Below are 15,993 nucleotides of genomic sequence, written 5' to 3' on the forward strand. Positions count from 1 at the left end.
TATTGAAGTTTCGGAGGAAAATATTATGGCATTTGCAAAAAAACCCCAGGGCGGCAAACCTTCAGGCGACGGCCACGCTCGTCCCGGAGGAAAGTTCAGAAAAGGCGGTCCGATAAGAAGAAAAGTCTGCCGTTTCTGCGCTGATAAAATTGAAATAGATTACAAGAACTTAAGCTTGCTTCGCGCGTTTATAACTGAAAGCGGAAAAATTCTTTCAGGTCGCGCAACGGGCACGTGCGCAAAGCACCAGAGAGAACTTGACACCGCGGTAAAAAGAGCGAGAATGCTTGCGCTTTTGCCGTTTACTGTTAATTAATATCGGAGGAATAAAATGAAAGTTATTTTAAGGTCCGATATTACAAACGTCGGACGACAGGGCGAGATAAAAGACGTTTCGGCCGGTTTTGTAAGAAACTATCTTGTTCCGCAAAATCTTGCAATGGAAGCAACTCCTCAGAATTTAAAAATCTGGGAGAGAGAAAAAGTAAAACTTGAAAAGCAGAGAGAAGAAGTAATAGCCGCGGCTAATACCCTTGGCGAAAAACTTACCGCTGAAGAATTTTCGGCAAAAGTTAAAGTAGGCGAAAACGGAAAAGTTTTCGGCTCTATAACTACGGCAACCGTAGCGAAAATTTTGGAAGAAAAAGGTTTTAACGTAAATAAACGCGATATTCTTCTTTCCGACAACATAAAAGAACTCGGAAATTACGAAATAAGCGTTAGACTTCACCCTGAAGTAGCGGTGAAAATAAAACTTGCCGTAACAGGCGAAAAAGAATAATATAAATTAGAAACCCGTCTGAAAGAGAAATCTTGCAGACGGGTTCTAATCACTAACGCTTATGGCTACAAATTTACCTATCATAGAGAAAGTTCCACCTCAGGCTTTAGACGCCGAAATGGCAGTCTTGGGCGCAATGCTCATAGAAAAAGAAGCCATTACAAAAGCCATAGACATAATCAAAGAAGACGATTTTTATAAAGAAGTTCACAGACAAATTTTTACCGTTGCGCGCGATTTGTATCTTGAAAATCAGCCTGCGGATATTATTACCATTGCCGACAAATTGAAAAAAGTTTCAATGTTTTCGGAGGTCGGCGGAGTTTCGTATCTTACCTCTTTAATAGATTCCGTTCAAACCGCGGCAAACGTTGAGCATTACGCGTCCATAATCCGCGATAAATCCATTTTAAGAAATCTTATAAACGCAGGCTCTCAAATAGTTACGGACGCATTTAACGAAAAATATTCTCCCGAAGAAATACTTGACCAGTCTCAAAGCAGACTTTTCAATATTTCGCAGGTTAAAAATAATAACGGTTTTGTAAAAGTAGGCGAGCTTGTACGCCCTACTTTAAAAATATTAGAAAAACTCCATTCCGATAAAAAAGATATTCCCGGTCTTCGCACCGGTTTTTCGGAACTTGACGTTATGACCGCGGGTCTTCAGCCGTCGGAATTAATAATTATAGCGGCGCGTCCGTCTATGGGTAAAACTTCTTTTGCGTTAAACATTGCCGAGCACGTGGCGCTTGAAGAGAAAAAACCGGTCGCTATTTTTTCGCTTGAAATGTCTAAAGAATCTTTAATGATGAGGTTTTTAGCGTCGGTGTCAAGAGTTAACGCTCACAATTTAAGAAAAGGAAGATTTCAGCCGGCGGACTGGTCAAGACTTACAACAAACGCGCAAAATATTTCAGAATCTCCCATATATATAGACGACAGCTCCGACATAAGCGTTATAGAGCTGCGCGCCAGAGCAAGAAGACTTGCAACCGAGCTTGAAGCCAAAAAAACTCCGTTGTCTTTAGTTGTTATAGACTACATACAAATTATGCGCGGCTCTTCAAGAAATTCGGAATCCCGCCAGCTTGAAGTTGCGGAAATTTCGCGTTCGCTTAAAGGGCTTGCGAGAGATTTAAAAGTTCCCGTAATTGCGCTTTCGCAGCTTTCAAGAAAAACAGAAGACAAGGGAAGAAAAGACAATAAACCGCAGCTTTCAGATTTAAGAGATTCCGGCGCTATTGAGCAAGACGCCGACGTTGTGGCTTTCATACACAGAGAAGGATATTACAACAGGCAGGATCCCGATTTGAAAAACTCCGCAAGCGTAATAATAGGTAAGCAGAGAAACGGTCCTACCGGCGAAATAAGCCTTACGTTTGAGTCGGAATACACGAAATTTTCAGATTTAAGCCAAAGAAGAGAGCAAGAGTAATTTTAACGCATAAAATTAAGTGTGAGTTAATTTCCAATTGTCAGTTATCTTTTTAAAAGAGGATATAAATGAAAAAAGAACCGCCTCCCGCCTTAACAAACTTATTTTTCCCTAAAAAAAGAACCCCTGTTTTTTTCAGACAAAACTGGGTGGAAGTAGATAAAAGCGATTTTCACTTCAACTTAAAAAAAATCAAAGAGCATCTTGCAAAAGATACAAAAATAATGACGGTAATTAAAGCCAACGCATACGGACACGGCGGAGTGGCGCTTGCCAAAGAAGCGCAGAAAGCCGGCATTTCTTGGATTGCCGTTTCTTCTCTTGAGGAAGGAATAACTTTCCGCGAAGCCGGCATTAAAACTAATATTTTAGTTTTGGGCGGGCTTTATCCGTTTGAAAATTTGCAAGTTGCAATAGTTCATAACCTTACGCCCACTATTTCAACAATGGCGGCGTTGTCCGCGCTTGAAGATATGGCTGTGCGCCACAATAAAATTGCCAATTTTCATTTGGCGGTTGATACCGGCATGGGCAGAATCGGCTCGCTTTCGGAAAGCGTGTATCCTATGCTTCAAAAAATTGCGCAGACTCCGGAACTTAATATGACCGGCATGTACACGCATTTTACGGTTGCCGACACCGACCCCGTTTTTACGCAAATGCAGCTGGAAAGTTTTACAAAAATCGTAAAGTATGCCCGCCAGACTCTCGGTTTAAAATTTATAGCGCACTCGGCAAATTCCGCGGCGCTTTTTAGAAATAAAAGAACGCATCTTGATATGGTGCGCCCGGGAATAAGTCTTTTCGGGCTAAGTCCTTTTAAACACGCCGAAAGATTTATAAAATTAAAACCGGTTTTAACGTGGAAAACTAAAATTTCTTTTCTTAAAAGAGTTCCGTCCGGTTTTTGCGTAAGTTACGGAAGAACTTTTGTTACCACAAAAGAATCCGTAATAGCTACTATCCCCGTGGGGTATGCCGACGGATATAACAGACTTTTGTCAAATAAAGGCGACGTTTTGGTAAGAGGCAAAAGATGCCCTATAGCCGGACGCATAACAATGGATATGACCATGATAGACGTTACCGGAGTTAAAGGCGTAGCTTTGGGCGACGAGGTGGTTCTTATAGGCGCGCAGGGCAAAGAGCAGATTAAAGTTGACGAACTCGCAAAAATTCAGGATACAATAAATTACGAAGTAACCTGCGCAATATCTCCAAGAGTGCCGCGAATTGTTGTATAATATGCACTATGAGAGACAGCGCGACGGCAACCGTAATAAAAGCAAGAAAGTTGGCAAGAACTACCGCCAGACTTCCAAAAAAAATATTCTTATCTTTTTTTGAAAGCGTCGGCAGCGCGGCGGCTATGACTTTTCAAACTTTTCTGTGGATATTAAAAGGCGACGTGTCCGCAACAAATACCGTCGCACAGATGGTAGAAACCGGATACAGATCTTTCCCCATTATACTTCTTACCTCATTTTTTACCGGAATGGTTTTAGCTCTTCAGGTGGGTTCCGCAACTACAAATCTTTTTAACGAACCCGTTTTTGTGGGGACGGCTACGGGCATGTCTTTGGTTATAGAGCTTGGGCCTGTGCTTACCGCGGTTGTAATTACAGGGCGGGTAGGCGCGGCGATAACGGCGGAACTGGGCACAATGAAAGTTACCGAGCAGCTGGACGCGCTTTATACGCTTGGAACCAACCCCGTAAAATATCTTGCGGTTCCGAGATTTTTGGGTCTTATTTTTATGCTTCCTCTTCTTACCGCGGCAGCAAATATTATAGGCGTTTACGGCGGGCTTGTAGTAACTTCAAGCACTTGGGACGTTCCGTCGGCGGTATATTGGAACAACGCTTTGGATTTTATGACGGTAAAAACTTTCCTTCACGGGTTTATAAAATCATTTTTCTTTGCGTTAATTATAGCTGTAGTCGCATGTTACAAAGGTTTTAACACTTCAGGCGGCGCCGAAGGCGTGGGAAAAGCCACGACAAGTTCCGTTATGATGTCGCTTGTTTTAATTTTGGTATCGGATTATTTTTTAACTTCCGTGCTTGTAGCTGTCAGAATAAAGTGATAAAATATTGGAGAACGCGGGCTGATGATTAAGGTTAAAGACCTTCATAAACAATTCGGCTTTAAGCACGTGCTTTGCGGCATAAATTTTGAAGTGCGCGACGGCGAAACGCTTGCCATTATAGGCTCTTCGGGAACCGGCAAAAGCATACTGCTTAAAAATATAGTAGGGCTTATTAAGCCTACAAGCGGCGCCGTTTATATAGACGGAGTAAACGTAACAAACTGTTCCGCCGAAGAATTAATGAACACGCATAAAAAAACGGGATACGTTTTTCAGGAATCGGCGTTGTTTGATTCTATGACCATTTTTGAAAACGTGGCGTTCGGTTTAAAAATGCTTACTAAATATAATGAAGAAGAAATAAGCCAAAGAGTTTCGCAGTGTCTTAAAATGGTCGGTCTTAAAAATGTAGAACGCTTAAAACCGTCGGAGCTTTCGGGCGGAATGAAAAAAAGAGCAGCCCTTGCAAGAGCAATAGCGTATCAGCCGAAATACATTTTTTACGACGAGCCCACAACGGGTCTTGACCCGATAATGTCGGACGCTATAAGCGATTTAATAATAAATCTTAGAGAAAATCTTAAAGTTACTTCAATAGTCGTTACGCACGATATGAAATCTGCGTATAAAATAGCCGACAGAATAATAATGCTTTACAAAGGGGAAGTTGTTTTTGAGGGAACTCCCCAAGAAACGAAAAAAACCAAAAACCCCGTTGTCAGACAGTTTGTGGAAGGTTCAAGCCACGGCCCGATACAAACCGAAAGAAATTTTGAAATGGACGGATTATGAACAACAGCGTTAAACTCGGACTTTTTATAGTTGTGGGAATTGCGGCAATAGCAATTTCCGTGCTTATGCTTGGCAGCTGGACTTTGGGCAGAACTTATAACGTTTACGCGGAATTTTCAAACGTTGCCGGACTTACAAAAAAAGCCAAAGTAAAAATTTCCGGCGTAGATGTAGGCGTTATGAGAAGCATAGAGCTTAAAAATTCAAAAGCCAGACTTAAACTTGCAGTAAATAAAAATGTAACTCTGTATCAAAACGCAAAAGTCAGAATAGTTTCCATGGGCGTAATAGGAACAAAATACATAGAAATTTCTCCCGGAGATTCAAACTATCCGCAGCTTTTGGCGGGTGATACCATAGAGTCGGACGCGTCGGGCGGAGGAGATCTTTTCAGTCAGCTGTCTTCAGGTTCCATGACGAGAGATTTGGCGGACGCCGTGAAAGATTTAAAAATCATAATGAGAAGTATAGCGCAGCACAACGAAAAAATAGCTTCCTCAATAGGCAACATTAACGATTTTTCACGCGATCTTGCGCAGATAACAAGCCAAAATAAAGACGGCATAACCCAAGCCGTGGCATCAATGAAAGAAGTTGCCGATAAATTAAATATTGTTCTTACAAAACTTACGGAGGGCGACGGAACGATGAGCGCTCTTTTGAACGATTCTCAAATGAGCAGCGATTTGAAAGAAACGGTAGCTTCCGCAAAGGATACCGTCAACGGACTTAAAGAAACTCTCGGCAGAGCAAGCACTTTGCAGCTTGAGTGGAACTATATGGGCAGATACAACGCAAGCGCCGCCGTGTTTGTAAATGACGCCGGAATAAAAATAATGCCAAACAACAGTAAATTTTACTACGTGGGCGTGGCAAATATCGCCGACGCGGGGAAAGTAAGCGACCCCGATAAAGCTTCCAAAAACAAACTTGAAGCTCTTTTGGGTTTCAGATTTAATAAAGCTGAAGTTTACGCCGGCGCATTGCGCGGCAAAGCCGGAGTCGGCGCGTCGTATTCGTTTTTTGAACCCGTTTACGCGCCTTACAGAACGCTTCAGGTTTTTGTTAACGCGCACGATTTCACAAGAGAAGAGCACGGCGTCCGAGTTGACGCGGATGCAAGAGTGGGCATAATGAAATGGCTTTACGCCGGCATAGTTGCGGAAGACGTTTCGCACAAGGCTGATTTTACTTCTTACATAAAACTTGAAATAAAAGATAAAGATTTAGCGTCGTTGTTTGGCATAGCCGGAGTAGCGGCGGTAGCTTCTAAATAATGCCGAAGTCATTACCGCGGCATAGGCAACGGCGTGACGCAAGACAGGCGGCTTTAAGACGGATTATAAATGAAAAATAAAAAAACAAAAGTTACATATTTATGCCAGCAGTGCGGTTACGAGGCTGCGCAGTGGCTTGGAAAATGTCCGTCGTGCGGCGCATGGAACAGTTTTACCGAAGAAAAGTTTTCTGCGCCGGCAAAAGGTCAGGCGGTTGCCTCAAGACAGCTTACGGGATTTTCGTCGGAAGTTGTAAAGCTTAAAGATATTGCGTCCGGAGATTTTAAAAGATACGCCACAAATATAAAAGAGTTTGACAACATGATAGGCGGCGGAGTTGTGCCGGGCTCTCTTATTTTGCTTGGCGGCGCGCCGGGAATAGGCAAATCAACGTTAATGCTTCATGTTGCAAACGCTTTAAGCTCGTCGGGAACCGTTCTTTATATTTCAGGCGAAGAGTCTCTTGCGCAGGTAAAAGCTCGCGCTGAACGTCTTAACGTAAAAAAAGATAATATTTTTTTAGCGTCGGAAACTAATCTGCAAAATATAGTTGACGCTATAAATAAAATTGAGCCGAAGTTTTTGGTTGTAGATTCAATTCAAACAACTTACCATCCGGAACTTTCAAGCGCGCCGGGCACCGTGGGGCAGGTAAGAGAAACCGCGGCGGAATTTTTAAGAATTGCAAAATCAAAAAATATAACGGTTTTTCTTTTAGGGCACGTAACAAAAGAAGGGGATTTAGCAGGCCCCAGAGTTTTAGAACATATTGTGGATACGGTTTTATATTTTGAAAACGAGCGCCAGCACACGTACAGAATTTTGAGATCTTATAAAAATCGTTTCGGTCCCACTTCGGAAATAGGAATCTTTGAAATGGGGCAAACCGGACTTAGCGAAGTTTCAAACCCGTCGCTTATTTTTTTGGGAGAGCGCGCGTCGGGAGTGCCGGGAAATATAGTTACCGTTTCCGTTGAAGGAACGCGCCCTATTTTGCTTGAAGTTCAGGCGCTTTCGGCAAGAACGAACTTTCAAATTCCAAGAAGAATGGTTGCGGGTTACGATACCAACAGAATTACTATTTTGATAGCGGTTTTGGAAAACAGGCTTAACTTGCCGCTTGAAATGCAGGATATTTTTGTAAACGTTGCGGGCGGAGTAAAAATTAAAGAAACCTCTTTGGATTTGGCTGCTGCCGGCGCCATAGTTTCGGCGCACGCAGGGTTTATTTGCCCTAAAGATTTAGTCGCTTTCGGCGAAGTAGGTCTTGCCGGCGAAGTCCGCTCGGTGGCTTTTTGCGCCGAAAGGCTTGCTGAAGCTGAAAAGTTAGGATTTAAAAAAGCCATAGTGCCCAAAGGGAATTTAAAAAACTTATCATATAAAGGCAAAATTGAAATATTCGGCGCAGACAGCGCAGACGCGGCTATAAAATTTTTGAGAAATCAATAATCAATAAAAATATATCGGGAGAAAAAGATGATTAGATTTACCACGGCAGGCGAATCCCACGGAAGAGGGATTATTGCAATTCTTGAGGGAATTCCCGCAGGGCTTAACGTTAACTCGGAAGATATAGACGTAGAGCTTGCAAGAAGACAGAAAGGTTACGGCAGAGGCGCAAGAATGAGAATAGAGACCGACGTCGTAAAAGTTCTTTCGGGAATGCGTTACGCAAGAACAATCGGTTCGCCGATAGCGCTTTACGTTACAAACAGAGACTGGGAAAACTGGGAAAATATTATGTCTCCGATAGCCGTTGATTTAGACGGAGAAATTCTTTTAAAGCCGCGTCCGGGGCATGCAGACCTTGCGGGGCTTATGAAATACGGCTCTACAGATTTCAGAGATATTTTGGAAAGAGCGTCCGCCAGAGAAACCGCCGCAAGAGTTGCGGTCGGCGCGGTATGCAAAGAACTTTTAAAAGAGTTTGACATAAGAATTACTTCTTACACTTTGCAGATAGGAAATGTTACGGCGGATATTAATTCCGTTCCGGCTGAAAAAATATGGCACAATACGGAAATGTCTTATGTGCGCTGTCCCGACGCTGCGGCAAGCAAAAAAATGATACAGCTTATAAAAAAGACCGGCTCGCAGGGCGATACTTTGGGCGGCAAACTTGCGGTTAAAATAGAAAACGTTCCCGCGGGTCTTGGAAGCCACACCCAGTGGGATTTAAAATTAGACGGAAGACTTGCGCAGAGTTTTCTTTCAATACAGGCAATTAAAGCCGTAGAGTTTGGCAGCGGATCAAAACTTGCGGCTATCCCCGGATCTTTATCTCACGACGAAATTTTTTATAACGATAAAAAAGGTTTTTACAGAAATACAAACAGGGCGGGCGGCATTGAAGGCGGAATGTCTAACGGCGAAACTATAGAAATTTCGTGCACAATGAAAGCTATACCGTCTCTTGCAAAACCGCTGCGTTCGGTAAATTTAAGCACAAAGAAAGCGGCCAAAGCGGAAGCTGTGCGCAGCGACGTTTGCGCGGTGCCTGCCGCCGGAATTGTTGCGGAAGCTGTCGCGGCGTTTGAAATTGCAAAAGCTCTTAAAGAAAAATTCGGCGGCGACAATATTGAAGATATGAAAAAAAGCGTAGCCGCTTATAAAGCAAGACTTAAAAACATATAATATGAACATAGTTTTAACCGGATTTATGGGAAGCGGAAAATCGGCGGTAGGCGCGGAGCTTGCAAAAAAGCTCGGGTTTGAGTTTGTTGATACCGACGAAACCGTTGAAAAAGCATCCGGCGTTAAAATAAGCGAAATTTTTGCGCTCTACGGCGAAGAAACTTTCAGAAATATGGAATTTGAAGCGGTTGCGGCTGCCGCTGAAAAAGATAACGCGGTAATAGCCACAGGCGGCGGAGCGGTTTTAAACGCGCAGAATATAATTAATCTTAAAAGAAACGGAATTATTATTTATTTAAAAGCGTCGCCTGAAATAATATACGCAAGAATAAAAAACGAAACTCACAGACCTTTGTTGAAGCTTGCAGACCCATTAAGCGAGATAAAAAAGTTATTGTCGGCGCGCAAAGACGCGTATGAAAAATACGATTTTTCTTTTGACGCAGGCGAAGGCAGCCCGCGGGAAATTGCCCAAAAAATAGCTTTGGACTCAGGCGTCAAAAAAATGCTGGAGGAAAAGATATGAAAAAATTTGCGGTAATATTATGTTTATTTTTTGTCGGAGTTTTTTTTGCAGCTTGCAACAACGTTGAGCTGGACACGTCTTTGTTTAAAGACGGCGATGTTATTTTTCAAAATAAAAAATCTAAGTCCGGCGATCTTTTGGCGTTTCTGTCAAACACAAAATATAATAACGCCGGAATTTTATTTTCAAGAGGCGGAAAATGGTATGTTTTGGAAGCCGTTCAGCCCGTGCAGCTTACGCCTTTAAAAAGCTGGATTAAAGAGGGCGAAGACAACCGCTACGTAGTTAAAAGGCTTAAAGAAGAGAGCACTCTTATTACGCCGCAAACGCTTGAAAGTATGAAAAAGTTTAACAGCGAATTCCTCGGAAAACCTTACGACCAGTATTACGAATGGTCGGACAGAGCGTTTTATTCTTCGGAGCTTATCTGGAAAATTTACAACAGGGCGCTGGGCATAGAAATTTCTCAGCTGCGCGTTTTTGCGGATTTTAATCTTGCCGATGAAAATGTTAAAACCCGTCTGCAGGAAGTTTTTGGAAATAATATTCCCATTTACGAACAAATTACCACCCCTGCTGATATTTTTAATTCTAACATGCTTATAACTATTGTTGAAAAATAATTGAAAAATGAGCAAGTTTTCTTTAATAAATTGACTAAAAAATACATAAATTATATAATTGATACATTATTATCTTTTGCGGGAGAATAAATTGAAAAAAATTGTTTTCGGACTTTTTATGGTTCTTGCGGCTGCTGCAAGCGCTCATGCCGGAAGGCTTTGGGTTATGGATTCTCCTACATCAAACATTTTAAATTACGGAGCATATGACGTTGATATAAGGTTTTTCAGCGCCGGCGGAGTGCAAACCCGTCTTGATTTCGGCGTGTTCAAAATTTTTAACATAGGCATAGCGTGGGAGTTTGATAAGTTTATCGGAAACGATAAAGTGCAAGTTGCAATTCCGGCGCTTTCGGCAAAGTTAGACGTTTACAGCGGCGATATGGATCTTCCGTCTATAGCGTTGGGCTACGACGGACAGGGATATTTTTTCAGCACGGATTATACCGACGATTACTTCCAGCTTGGCAAAGGCGTTTATTTTGTTTTGGGCAGGGAGGTTTTTTTTGAAGGGCTAACAATTAACGGCGGATTAAATATGAACAATTTCAGAAACGCTAAAGTTTACGCGTTTTTAAACGCCGAAGTCCCCTTGCTGAAAGATTACATAGCTTTTATGGCCGAATACGATAACTTTCATTACTTTGCCGACGCAAGATTAAATTTCGGTTTAAGATTTTCTTTAAGCGAATACATAGATTTTGATTTTATAATGAGAGACTGCTGGGCGCCTAACGGCTTTGACAGAGTCCCTAACGAAAGAGTGTTTAAAATTAATTACTCGGGCAAGTTTTAAGGAGAATCAATGGAAACGTCTTTTGACTTTGAGCAACCTTTAGTTGAGCTTGAAGAGAAAATAGAAGAGTTAAAAACGTCTTCGCTTAACAATCATGCCGATTTCTCTAAACAAATCGCTGAACTTGAAGCGAAAAAAGAAAATCTCAAACAAAAAATTTACGGTTCTCTTACGCCTTGGCAGAGAATACAAATTGCGCGCCACCCAAAAAGACCTTACTCCGCCGATTATATAAAATTAATTTTTGAAGATTTTGTAGAACTTCACGGCGACAGAGTGTTTGGCGACGACCGCGCTCTTTTGTGCGGCATGGCGCTCTTGGACGGAAAGCCGGTAATAGTTATAGGTCATCAGAAGGGAAGAACGCTTCAGGAAAACATGGACAGAAATTTCGGCATGGCGCACCCCGAAGGTTACCGCAAAGCCATGCGCATAATGAAACTTGCGGAAAAATTTAACAGACCCGTTATAACTTTTATAGATACATCCGGCGCTTATCCGGGAATAGCCGCCGAAGAAAGAGGGCAAGCCGAAGCCATAGCCAGAAATTTAAGAGATATGGCAAAGCTTTCGGTTCCTGTTTTAAGCGTTGTTATCGGCGAGGGCGGTTCCGGCGGGGCGCTTGGCATAGGCGTGTCAAACAAAGTTTTGATGCTTGAAAATTCGTATTATTCCGTTATTTCTCCGGAAGGCTGCGCAGCCATACTTTTTAGAGACGGTTCTAAAGCGAAAGATGCGGCCGAAGCCATGAAAATTACCGCAAAGGATTTGTTAAATCTTAAAGTTATAGACGAAATAATAAAAGAACCTCTCGGCGGCGCGCATAACGACGCTGAAAAAACCGCGGTAAACATAAAAGCTTCTTTAAATAAATATATTAAACTTTACGAAGATATGTCCGCGCAAAAAATAGAAGACGACAGATATTCAAAGTTTCGCAACATGGGCGTTTTTGAAGAACCGGCTTCTTTCGTGAAAATTGTAAAAGAAAAAAAGCCTGCGGCAAAAGCGAAGGTAAAAGCAAAAACCGCGGCAAAATCCAAACCTAAAAAAACGGCAAAGAAGTAAACATATAATACAGGAGGAATCACAATGGCATTAGTTCCGGCAAAACAGATTTTGGACGAAGCGAAAAAAGGCGGCTACGGCGTAGGCGCTTACAATGTAAACAACATGGAGCAGATTCAGGCAATTATGGACGCTGCGAAAGAAACGCAGTCTCCCGTAATAATTCAGGCAAGCCGCGGCGCGCTGAAATATGCAAGCTTTACTTACCTTGGGTATTTAATGAAAGCGGCGGTTATTGAAAATCCGGATATTCCCGTTGCAATGCATTTAGATCACGGCAACTCTTTGGAATCCGCAATAAAAGCTATTGACCTCGGATTTTCTTCGGTTATGATAGACGGTTCGCTTTTGGAAGACGGAAAAACCGCTTCCGATTACGCTTACAATGTTAAAGTTACAAAATCAGTTGTGGAATACGCTCACGCAAGAGGCGTTTCGGTTGAAGCTGAAATAGGAACTCTCGGCGGAATTGAAGACGGCGTAGGTTCCGGCACAATTCATTTGACAGATCCGCAGGAAGCTAAAAAATTCGTAGAAGCCACCGGAGTTGATTCTTTGGCTATTGCCATAGGCACTTCGCACGGCGCGTATAAATTTAAAGAAACCCCTAAACTTGCTTTTGACGTTTTGAAAGAAATCAGAGGGCTTATAAATATTCCTATCGTTCTTCACGGAGCGTCTTCGGTTCCGAAAGCTTTGATAGACGAAGTAAACAAATACGGCGGCAAAATGCCTGGCGCGCAGGGCGTTCCTATTGAGCAGCTTCAGGAATCGGTAAAACTCGGCGTTCAGAAAATTAACGTAGATACCGACGGCAGACTTGCAATTACCGCCGCTATCAGAAAAGTATTTACCGAAACTCCGGAAAAGTTTGACCCCAGAGATTATTTAGGACCTGCCAGAACGGCTCTTAAAAATCTTATAGTTACAAAAATGAAAGATTTCGGCACCGCGGGACACGCTAAAGATTACGCGCCGAAATCTCTTGAAGATTACAAGAAGCTTTACGCCTCTAAGTAAAAATTCGCGGTTGTTTGATTTTTAGGATTTTGAAAACTATTCGGCGCACGCTTTACATAAAATGTTAAAGCGTGCGCCCATAATATAGGAGGCGTTTATGTCGTTTTACCATATAAAGAGAATTGACGTTTCTTCGGTTTTTAAAACAGTGCCTTTGGTTTCTGCCTCGGTAAACGCTGTTTTGGCTGTGGGATATTTCTTTCTTGTCCAAGCTCAAAATGTAACGCTTTCGCAGAAACTGCAGTTTGTGTTTGTGCTGTTTGCAATTTTAACGATGTTTGTAACTTTGGTTTCAATTCTTTTCGTATTTTTTTACAATATATTTTCAAAAAAATTGGGTGCAAACGTAGTTGTTGCGCTTGAACCTAAAGAATAACAGGGAGAATCTCACATGAATAAAGTTTTGTTGACGGCGCTTGGTTTTTGTCTTTTGGCGGCGGCTTGCACAACGCCTGGTAAAAATACGGCAATCGGCGCAGGGGCGGGCGCGGCGGTAGGCGCAGTTACCGGAGCGGTTATTGCAAATAATACAAAAGGCGGAGAAGCGTGGAAAGGCGCAGTTATCGGCGGAGCGGCAGGAGCGGTTGCCGGCGGAGCAATAGGCAATTATTTTGACAAACAGGCCAAAGAACTTGCGGCAATTGCAGACGTTGCAAAAACAAACGACGGTTTAAGAATAACTCTTAAAAACGATATTCTTTTTTCAGTAAACAGCGCGGAGTTATCTTCCGCTGCGCAAAAAACTCTTACGGATTTGAATACGGTTTTGAAAAAATACCCTCAAAACATTATAGTTGTGGAAGGCAATACCGACAATACCGGTTCTGCCGCAACCAACAAAACGCTGTCCGAAAAAAGAGCAAAAGCTGTTTATGACTTTTTGCTTGGCACCGGACTTAAAACCTACAAAATTTCTTACATAGGCTACGGTTTAACAAACCCTATTGCCGATAACTCAACTGAAGAAGGTCGCGCAAAAAACAGAAGAGTAAACTTGGACATAACAGCTAACACGGCAGCAATTAAATAACGGCAAAGTGAAAAGTGACACGAAGTGTCATCCCGGAATGTCTTAATCCGGGATCCACGTTTGCTAAATATTATACGTGTTCATTATTTAACGGCAAAGTGGAAAGTGAAATTTACGACAAATAAAAAAAACCGGAAGAGTTATAACTCTTCCGGTTTTTTTATATTTATAGATTCTGTTATTTTGCCCATCTTGAGATGAGATTTCGTATTATTTTGTAGTTTTTTGCCGTGAATTTCACTTTTCGCTTTAAAAGATGTAATGCATACATCTAATATTTAGCAACCGTGGATTGCCGATTACGGATTTCGGCAATGACACACAAGTGTGTCACTTTTCACTTTGCCGTTAAACGCGTTTGACATCTTCAAAGTAAAATTTATATAATGGTCGCTGTAAGGCAAAATATGGCCGCTCATATTGTAAAAATATGCGCGGTTTATAATTGTCCGAAACTTTTATGACAAATAAAATTATATTGGCGCTTATCATTGCTCTTCCAATATTCGGTTCTTGTCTTCTGCCTGTAGCAGGCAGAATTTCGGCAACATTTAGAAATATACTCGCATTGTCCCTTGCAATATTTGTTTTTGCACTGGGACTTTTTATTGCCCCGTCGGTTTTTTCCGGCAATATTATAGAAATAGGATATAACCTTCCTTTCGGTTTTAATTTCCTTTTGAAAGCCGACGCTTTTGCGCTGTTTTGCGCTTTGGCATCTTCTTTTGTCAGCGCAATTATAGTTTTCTACTCGTTTGAATACATTAAACCATACAAAAATCAAAATGAATACTACTTTATAGTTCTTCTTTTCCTCGGCTCTATGATGGGTATAATTTTTTCCGCAAATCTTATACTATTATATATGTTCTGGGAAATGACGGCTCTTGCCTCGTGGAGGCTTATCGGGTTTTTTAGAAAAGATGATTTTGTTCGCCGCGCAAACAAAGCTTTTTTGGTTACCGCCGGCGGAGCTTTCTTAATGCTTATAGGATTTTTTGTAGTTTATTCGCAGGCAGGAAGTTTTGATTATAAAGCTATTCATGCCGCAATACCTGCCGGAAACGTTAAAAATCTTGCGGTTATTTTAATTTTGTGCGGTATATTTGCAAAGTCCGCAACGTTTCCTTTTCATACGTGGCTTGCGGATGCAGGCGTTGCGCCGTCTCCGGTAACAGCTCTTCTTCACGCCGCTGTTTTGGTGAAAATAGGCGTTTACGTTTATGCCAGACTTTTTACAAATATAATTGCGCCGTCCGAAGAAATCAGGACGGTTATTTTTATAATTATAGCTTTAAGCGCTTTGCTTTCGGGCGGCGCCGCTTTAATTGAAAAAGATATAAAAAGAATTATCGCTTTTTCAACGGTAAGCCAGCTTGCGTTTATATTTTTAGGTTTTGTCGTGGGAACGCCCTTGGCGTTTGGCGCGTCAATGCTTTATATTTTAATGCATTCAAGCGCAAAAGCCGGACTGTTTTTAAGCGCGGGAATTATAGAACACGAAACCCACACAAAAGACACGTCTCAAATGGGCGGACTTTTTAAAGTTATTCCTATAACCGCGGTTGGTTTTCTTTTGTGCATGGCATCTATTATAGGTATTCCTCCCATGGGCGGTTTTTTCAGCAAATTTTTTGTAATAACGGGCGCGGCGGCGGCTGGCTACTACGCAGTGGCTCTGGTTTTTGTTTTAGCGGCTACGCTTACAATATTGTATATGGTCAGAGTTTATTATAAAGTATTTTTGGCAGCCCCTGTAAATGCAATCGTCGCAAGCGGGCATAAATCAAGTTTTTGGTCTCCTATGAATTTAAGCATTTCAATACTTGCTTTTATTTCTCTTGTGTGCGGTTTAGGCTTTGGCTGGTTTACGCGCATTGCGGAACTTGCCTCAAAACAAATGTTTGGAATAATTTAAA

General features: G+C 41.9%; 17 protein-coding genes. All 17 read left to right on the forward strand.

The features are described from left to right. The first annotated feature begins 25 nt into the window (after positions 1-25). The 17 genes from rpsR (at position 26) to Epro_RS00145 (ending at position 15,992) form a co-directional block, all read left to right on the forward strand. The gene (gene rpsR, locus Epro_RS00065; protein WP_052569485.1) at positions 26-316 is read left to right on the forward strand and encodes a 30S ribosomal protein S18; all 291 of its coding nucleotides are present in this window, start codon (positions 26-28) and stop codon (positions 314-316) included. 15 nt (positions 317-331) lie between these two features. Continuing rightward, a complete protein-coding gene (gene rplI / locus Epro_RS00070) occupies positions 332-781 on the forward strand; it encodes a 50S ribosomal protein L9 (protein WP_052569486.1) in 450 nt (149 codons plus the stop codon). A gap of 61 nt (positions 782-842) precedes the next feature. Further along, a complete protein-coding gene (gene dnaB, locus Epro_RS00075; RefSeq protein ID WP_052569487.1) occupies positions 843-2,219 on the forward strand; it encodes a replicative DNA helicase in 1,377 nt (458 codons plus the stop codon). A 68-nt stretch (positions 2,220-2,287) separates the two neighbouring features. After that, positions 2,288-3,463 carry an alanine racemase gene (alr, locus tag Epro_RS00080; protein WP_052569488.1) on the forward strand — a complete coding sequence of 392 codons (1,176 nt, stop codon included), beginning with the start codon at positions 2,288-2,290 and terminating at the stop codon, positions 3,461-3,463. A gap of 8 nt (positions 3,464-3,471) precedes the next feature. Beyond that, positions 3,472-4,305, forward strand: coding sequence for an MlaE family ABC transporter permease (locus Epro_RS00085; RefSeq protein WP_052569489.1), 834 nt, complete (start codon positions 3,472-3,474; stop codon positions 4,303-4,305). 24 nt (positions 4,306-4,329) lie between these two features. Continuing rightward, the gene (locus Epro_RS00090; protein WP_052569490.1) at positions 4,330-5,100 is read left to right on the forward strand and encodes an ABC transporter ATP-binding protein; all 771 of its coding nucleotides are present in this window, start codon (positions 4,330-4,332) and stop codon (positions 5,098-5,100) included. Further along, positions 5,097-6,377, forward strand: coding sequence for an MlaD family protein (locus tag Epro_RS00095; RefSeq protein ID WP_052569491.1), 1,281 nt, complete (start codon positions 5,097-5,099; stop codon positions 6,375-6,377). Before Epro_RS00090 ends, Epro_RS00095 begins: the two co-directional genes overlap by 4 nt. A 69-nt stretch (positions 6,378-6,446) precedes the next feature. Continuing rightward, positions 6,447-7,826, forward strand: a complete 1,380-nt coding sequence (gene radA, locus Epro_RS00100; RefSeq protein ID WP_052569492.1) for a DNA repair protein RadA — start codon at positions 6,447-6,449, stop codon at positions 7,824-7,826. A gap of 27 nt (positions 7,827-7,853) precedes the next feature. Continuing rightward, entirely contained in the window at positions 7,854-9,011 is a 1,158-nt protein-coding gene (gene aroC / locus Epro_RS00105) for a chorismate synthase (RefSeq protein WP_052569493.1), read from the forward strand. A 1-nt stretch (position 9,012) separates the two neighbouring features. Beyond that, positions 9,013-9,537, forward strand: coding sequence for a shikimate kinase (locus tag Epro_RS00110; RefSeq protein WP_052569494.1), 525 nt, complete (start codon positions 9,013-9,015; stop codon positions 9,535-9,537). Continuing rightward, a complete protein-coding gene (locus Epro_RS00115) occupies positions 9,534-10,160 on the forward strand; it encodes a YiiX/YebB-like N1pC/P60 family cysteine hydrolase (protein WP_052569495.1) in 627 nt (208 codons plus the stop codon). Before Epro_RS00110 ends, Epro_RS00115 begins: the two co-directional genes overlap by 4 nt. Positions 10,161-10,251: 91 nt before the next feature. Next, the gene (locus Epro_RS00120; protein ID WP_052569496.1) at positions 10,252-10,956 is read left to right on the forward strand and encodes a hypothetical protein; all 705 of its coding nucleotides are present in this window, start codon (positions 10,252-10,254) and stop codon (positions 10,954-10,956) included. Positions 10,957-10,965: 9 nt separating this feature from the next. Then, the gene (locus tag Epro_RS00125; RefSeq protein ID WP_082121438.1) at positions 10,966-12,024 is read left to right on the forward strand and encodes an acetyl-CoA carboxylase carboxyltransferase subunit alpha; all 1,059 of its coding nucleotides are present in this window, start codon (positions 10,966-10,968) and stop codon (positions 12,022-12,024) included. 24 nt (positions 12,025-12,048) lie between these two features. Then, positions 12,049-13,044 (forward strand): class II fructose-1,6-bisphosphate aldolase, encoded by a 996-nt coding sequence (gene fba / locus Epro_RS00130; RefSeq protein WP_052569497.1) that lies wholly within the window; start codon positions 12,049-12,051, stop codon positions 13,042-13,044. Between the two features lie 97 nt (positions 13,045-13,141). After that, on the forward strand, positions 13,142-13,420 hold the full coding sequence (locus Epro_RS00135) for a hypothetical protein (RefSeq protein WP_052569498.1): 279 nt from the start codon (positions 13,142-13,144) through the stop codon (positions 13,418-13,420). Positions 13,421-13,435: 15 nt separating this feature from the next. Next, entirely contained in the window at positions 13,436-14,074 is a 639-nt protein-coding gene (locus Epro_RS00140; protein WP_052569499.1) for a YiaD family glycine zipper/OmpA-like lipoprotein, read from the forward strand. Between the two features lie 460 nt (positions 14,075-14,534). Continuing rightward, positions 14,535-15,992, forward strand: a complete 1,458-nt coding sequence (locus Epro_RS00145; RefSeq protein WP_082121532.1) for an NADH-quinone oxidoreductase subunit 5 family protein — start codon at positions 14,535-14,537, stop codon at positions 15,990-15,992. Position 15,993 lies beyond the last annotated feature (1 nt).

The organism is Endomicrobium proavitum, from assembly GCF_001027545.1.
GTDB classification, from domain to species: domain Bacteria; phylum Elusimicrobiota; class Endomicrobiia; order Endomicrobiales; family Endomicrobiaceae; genus Endomicrobium; species Endomicrobium proavitum.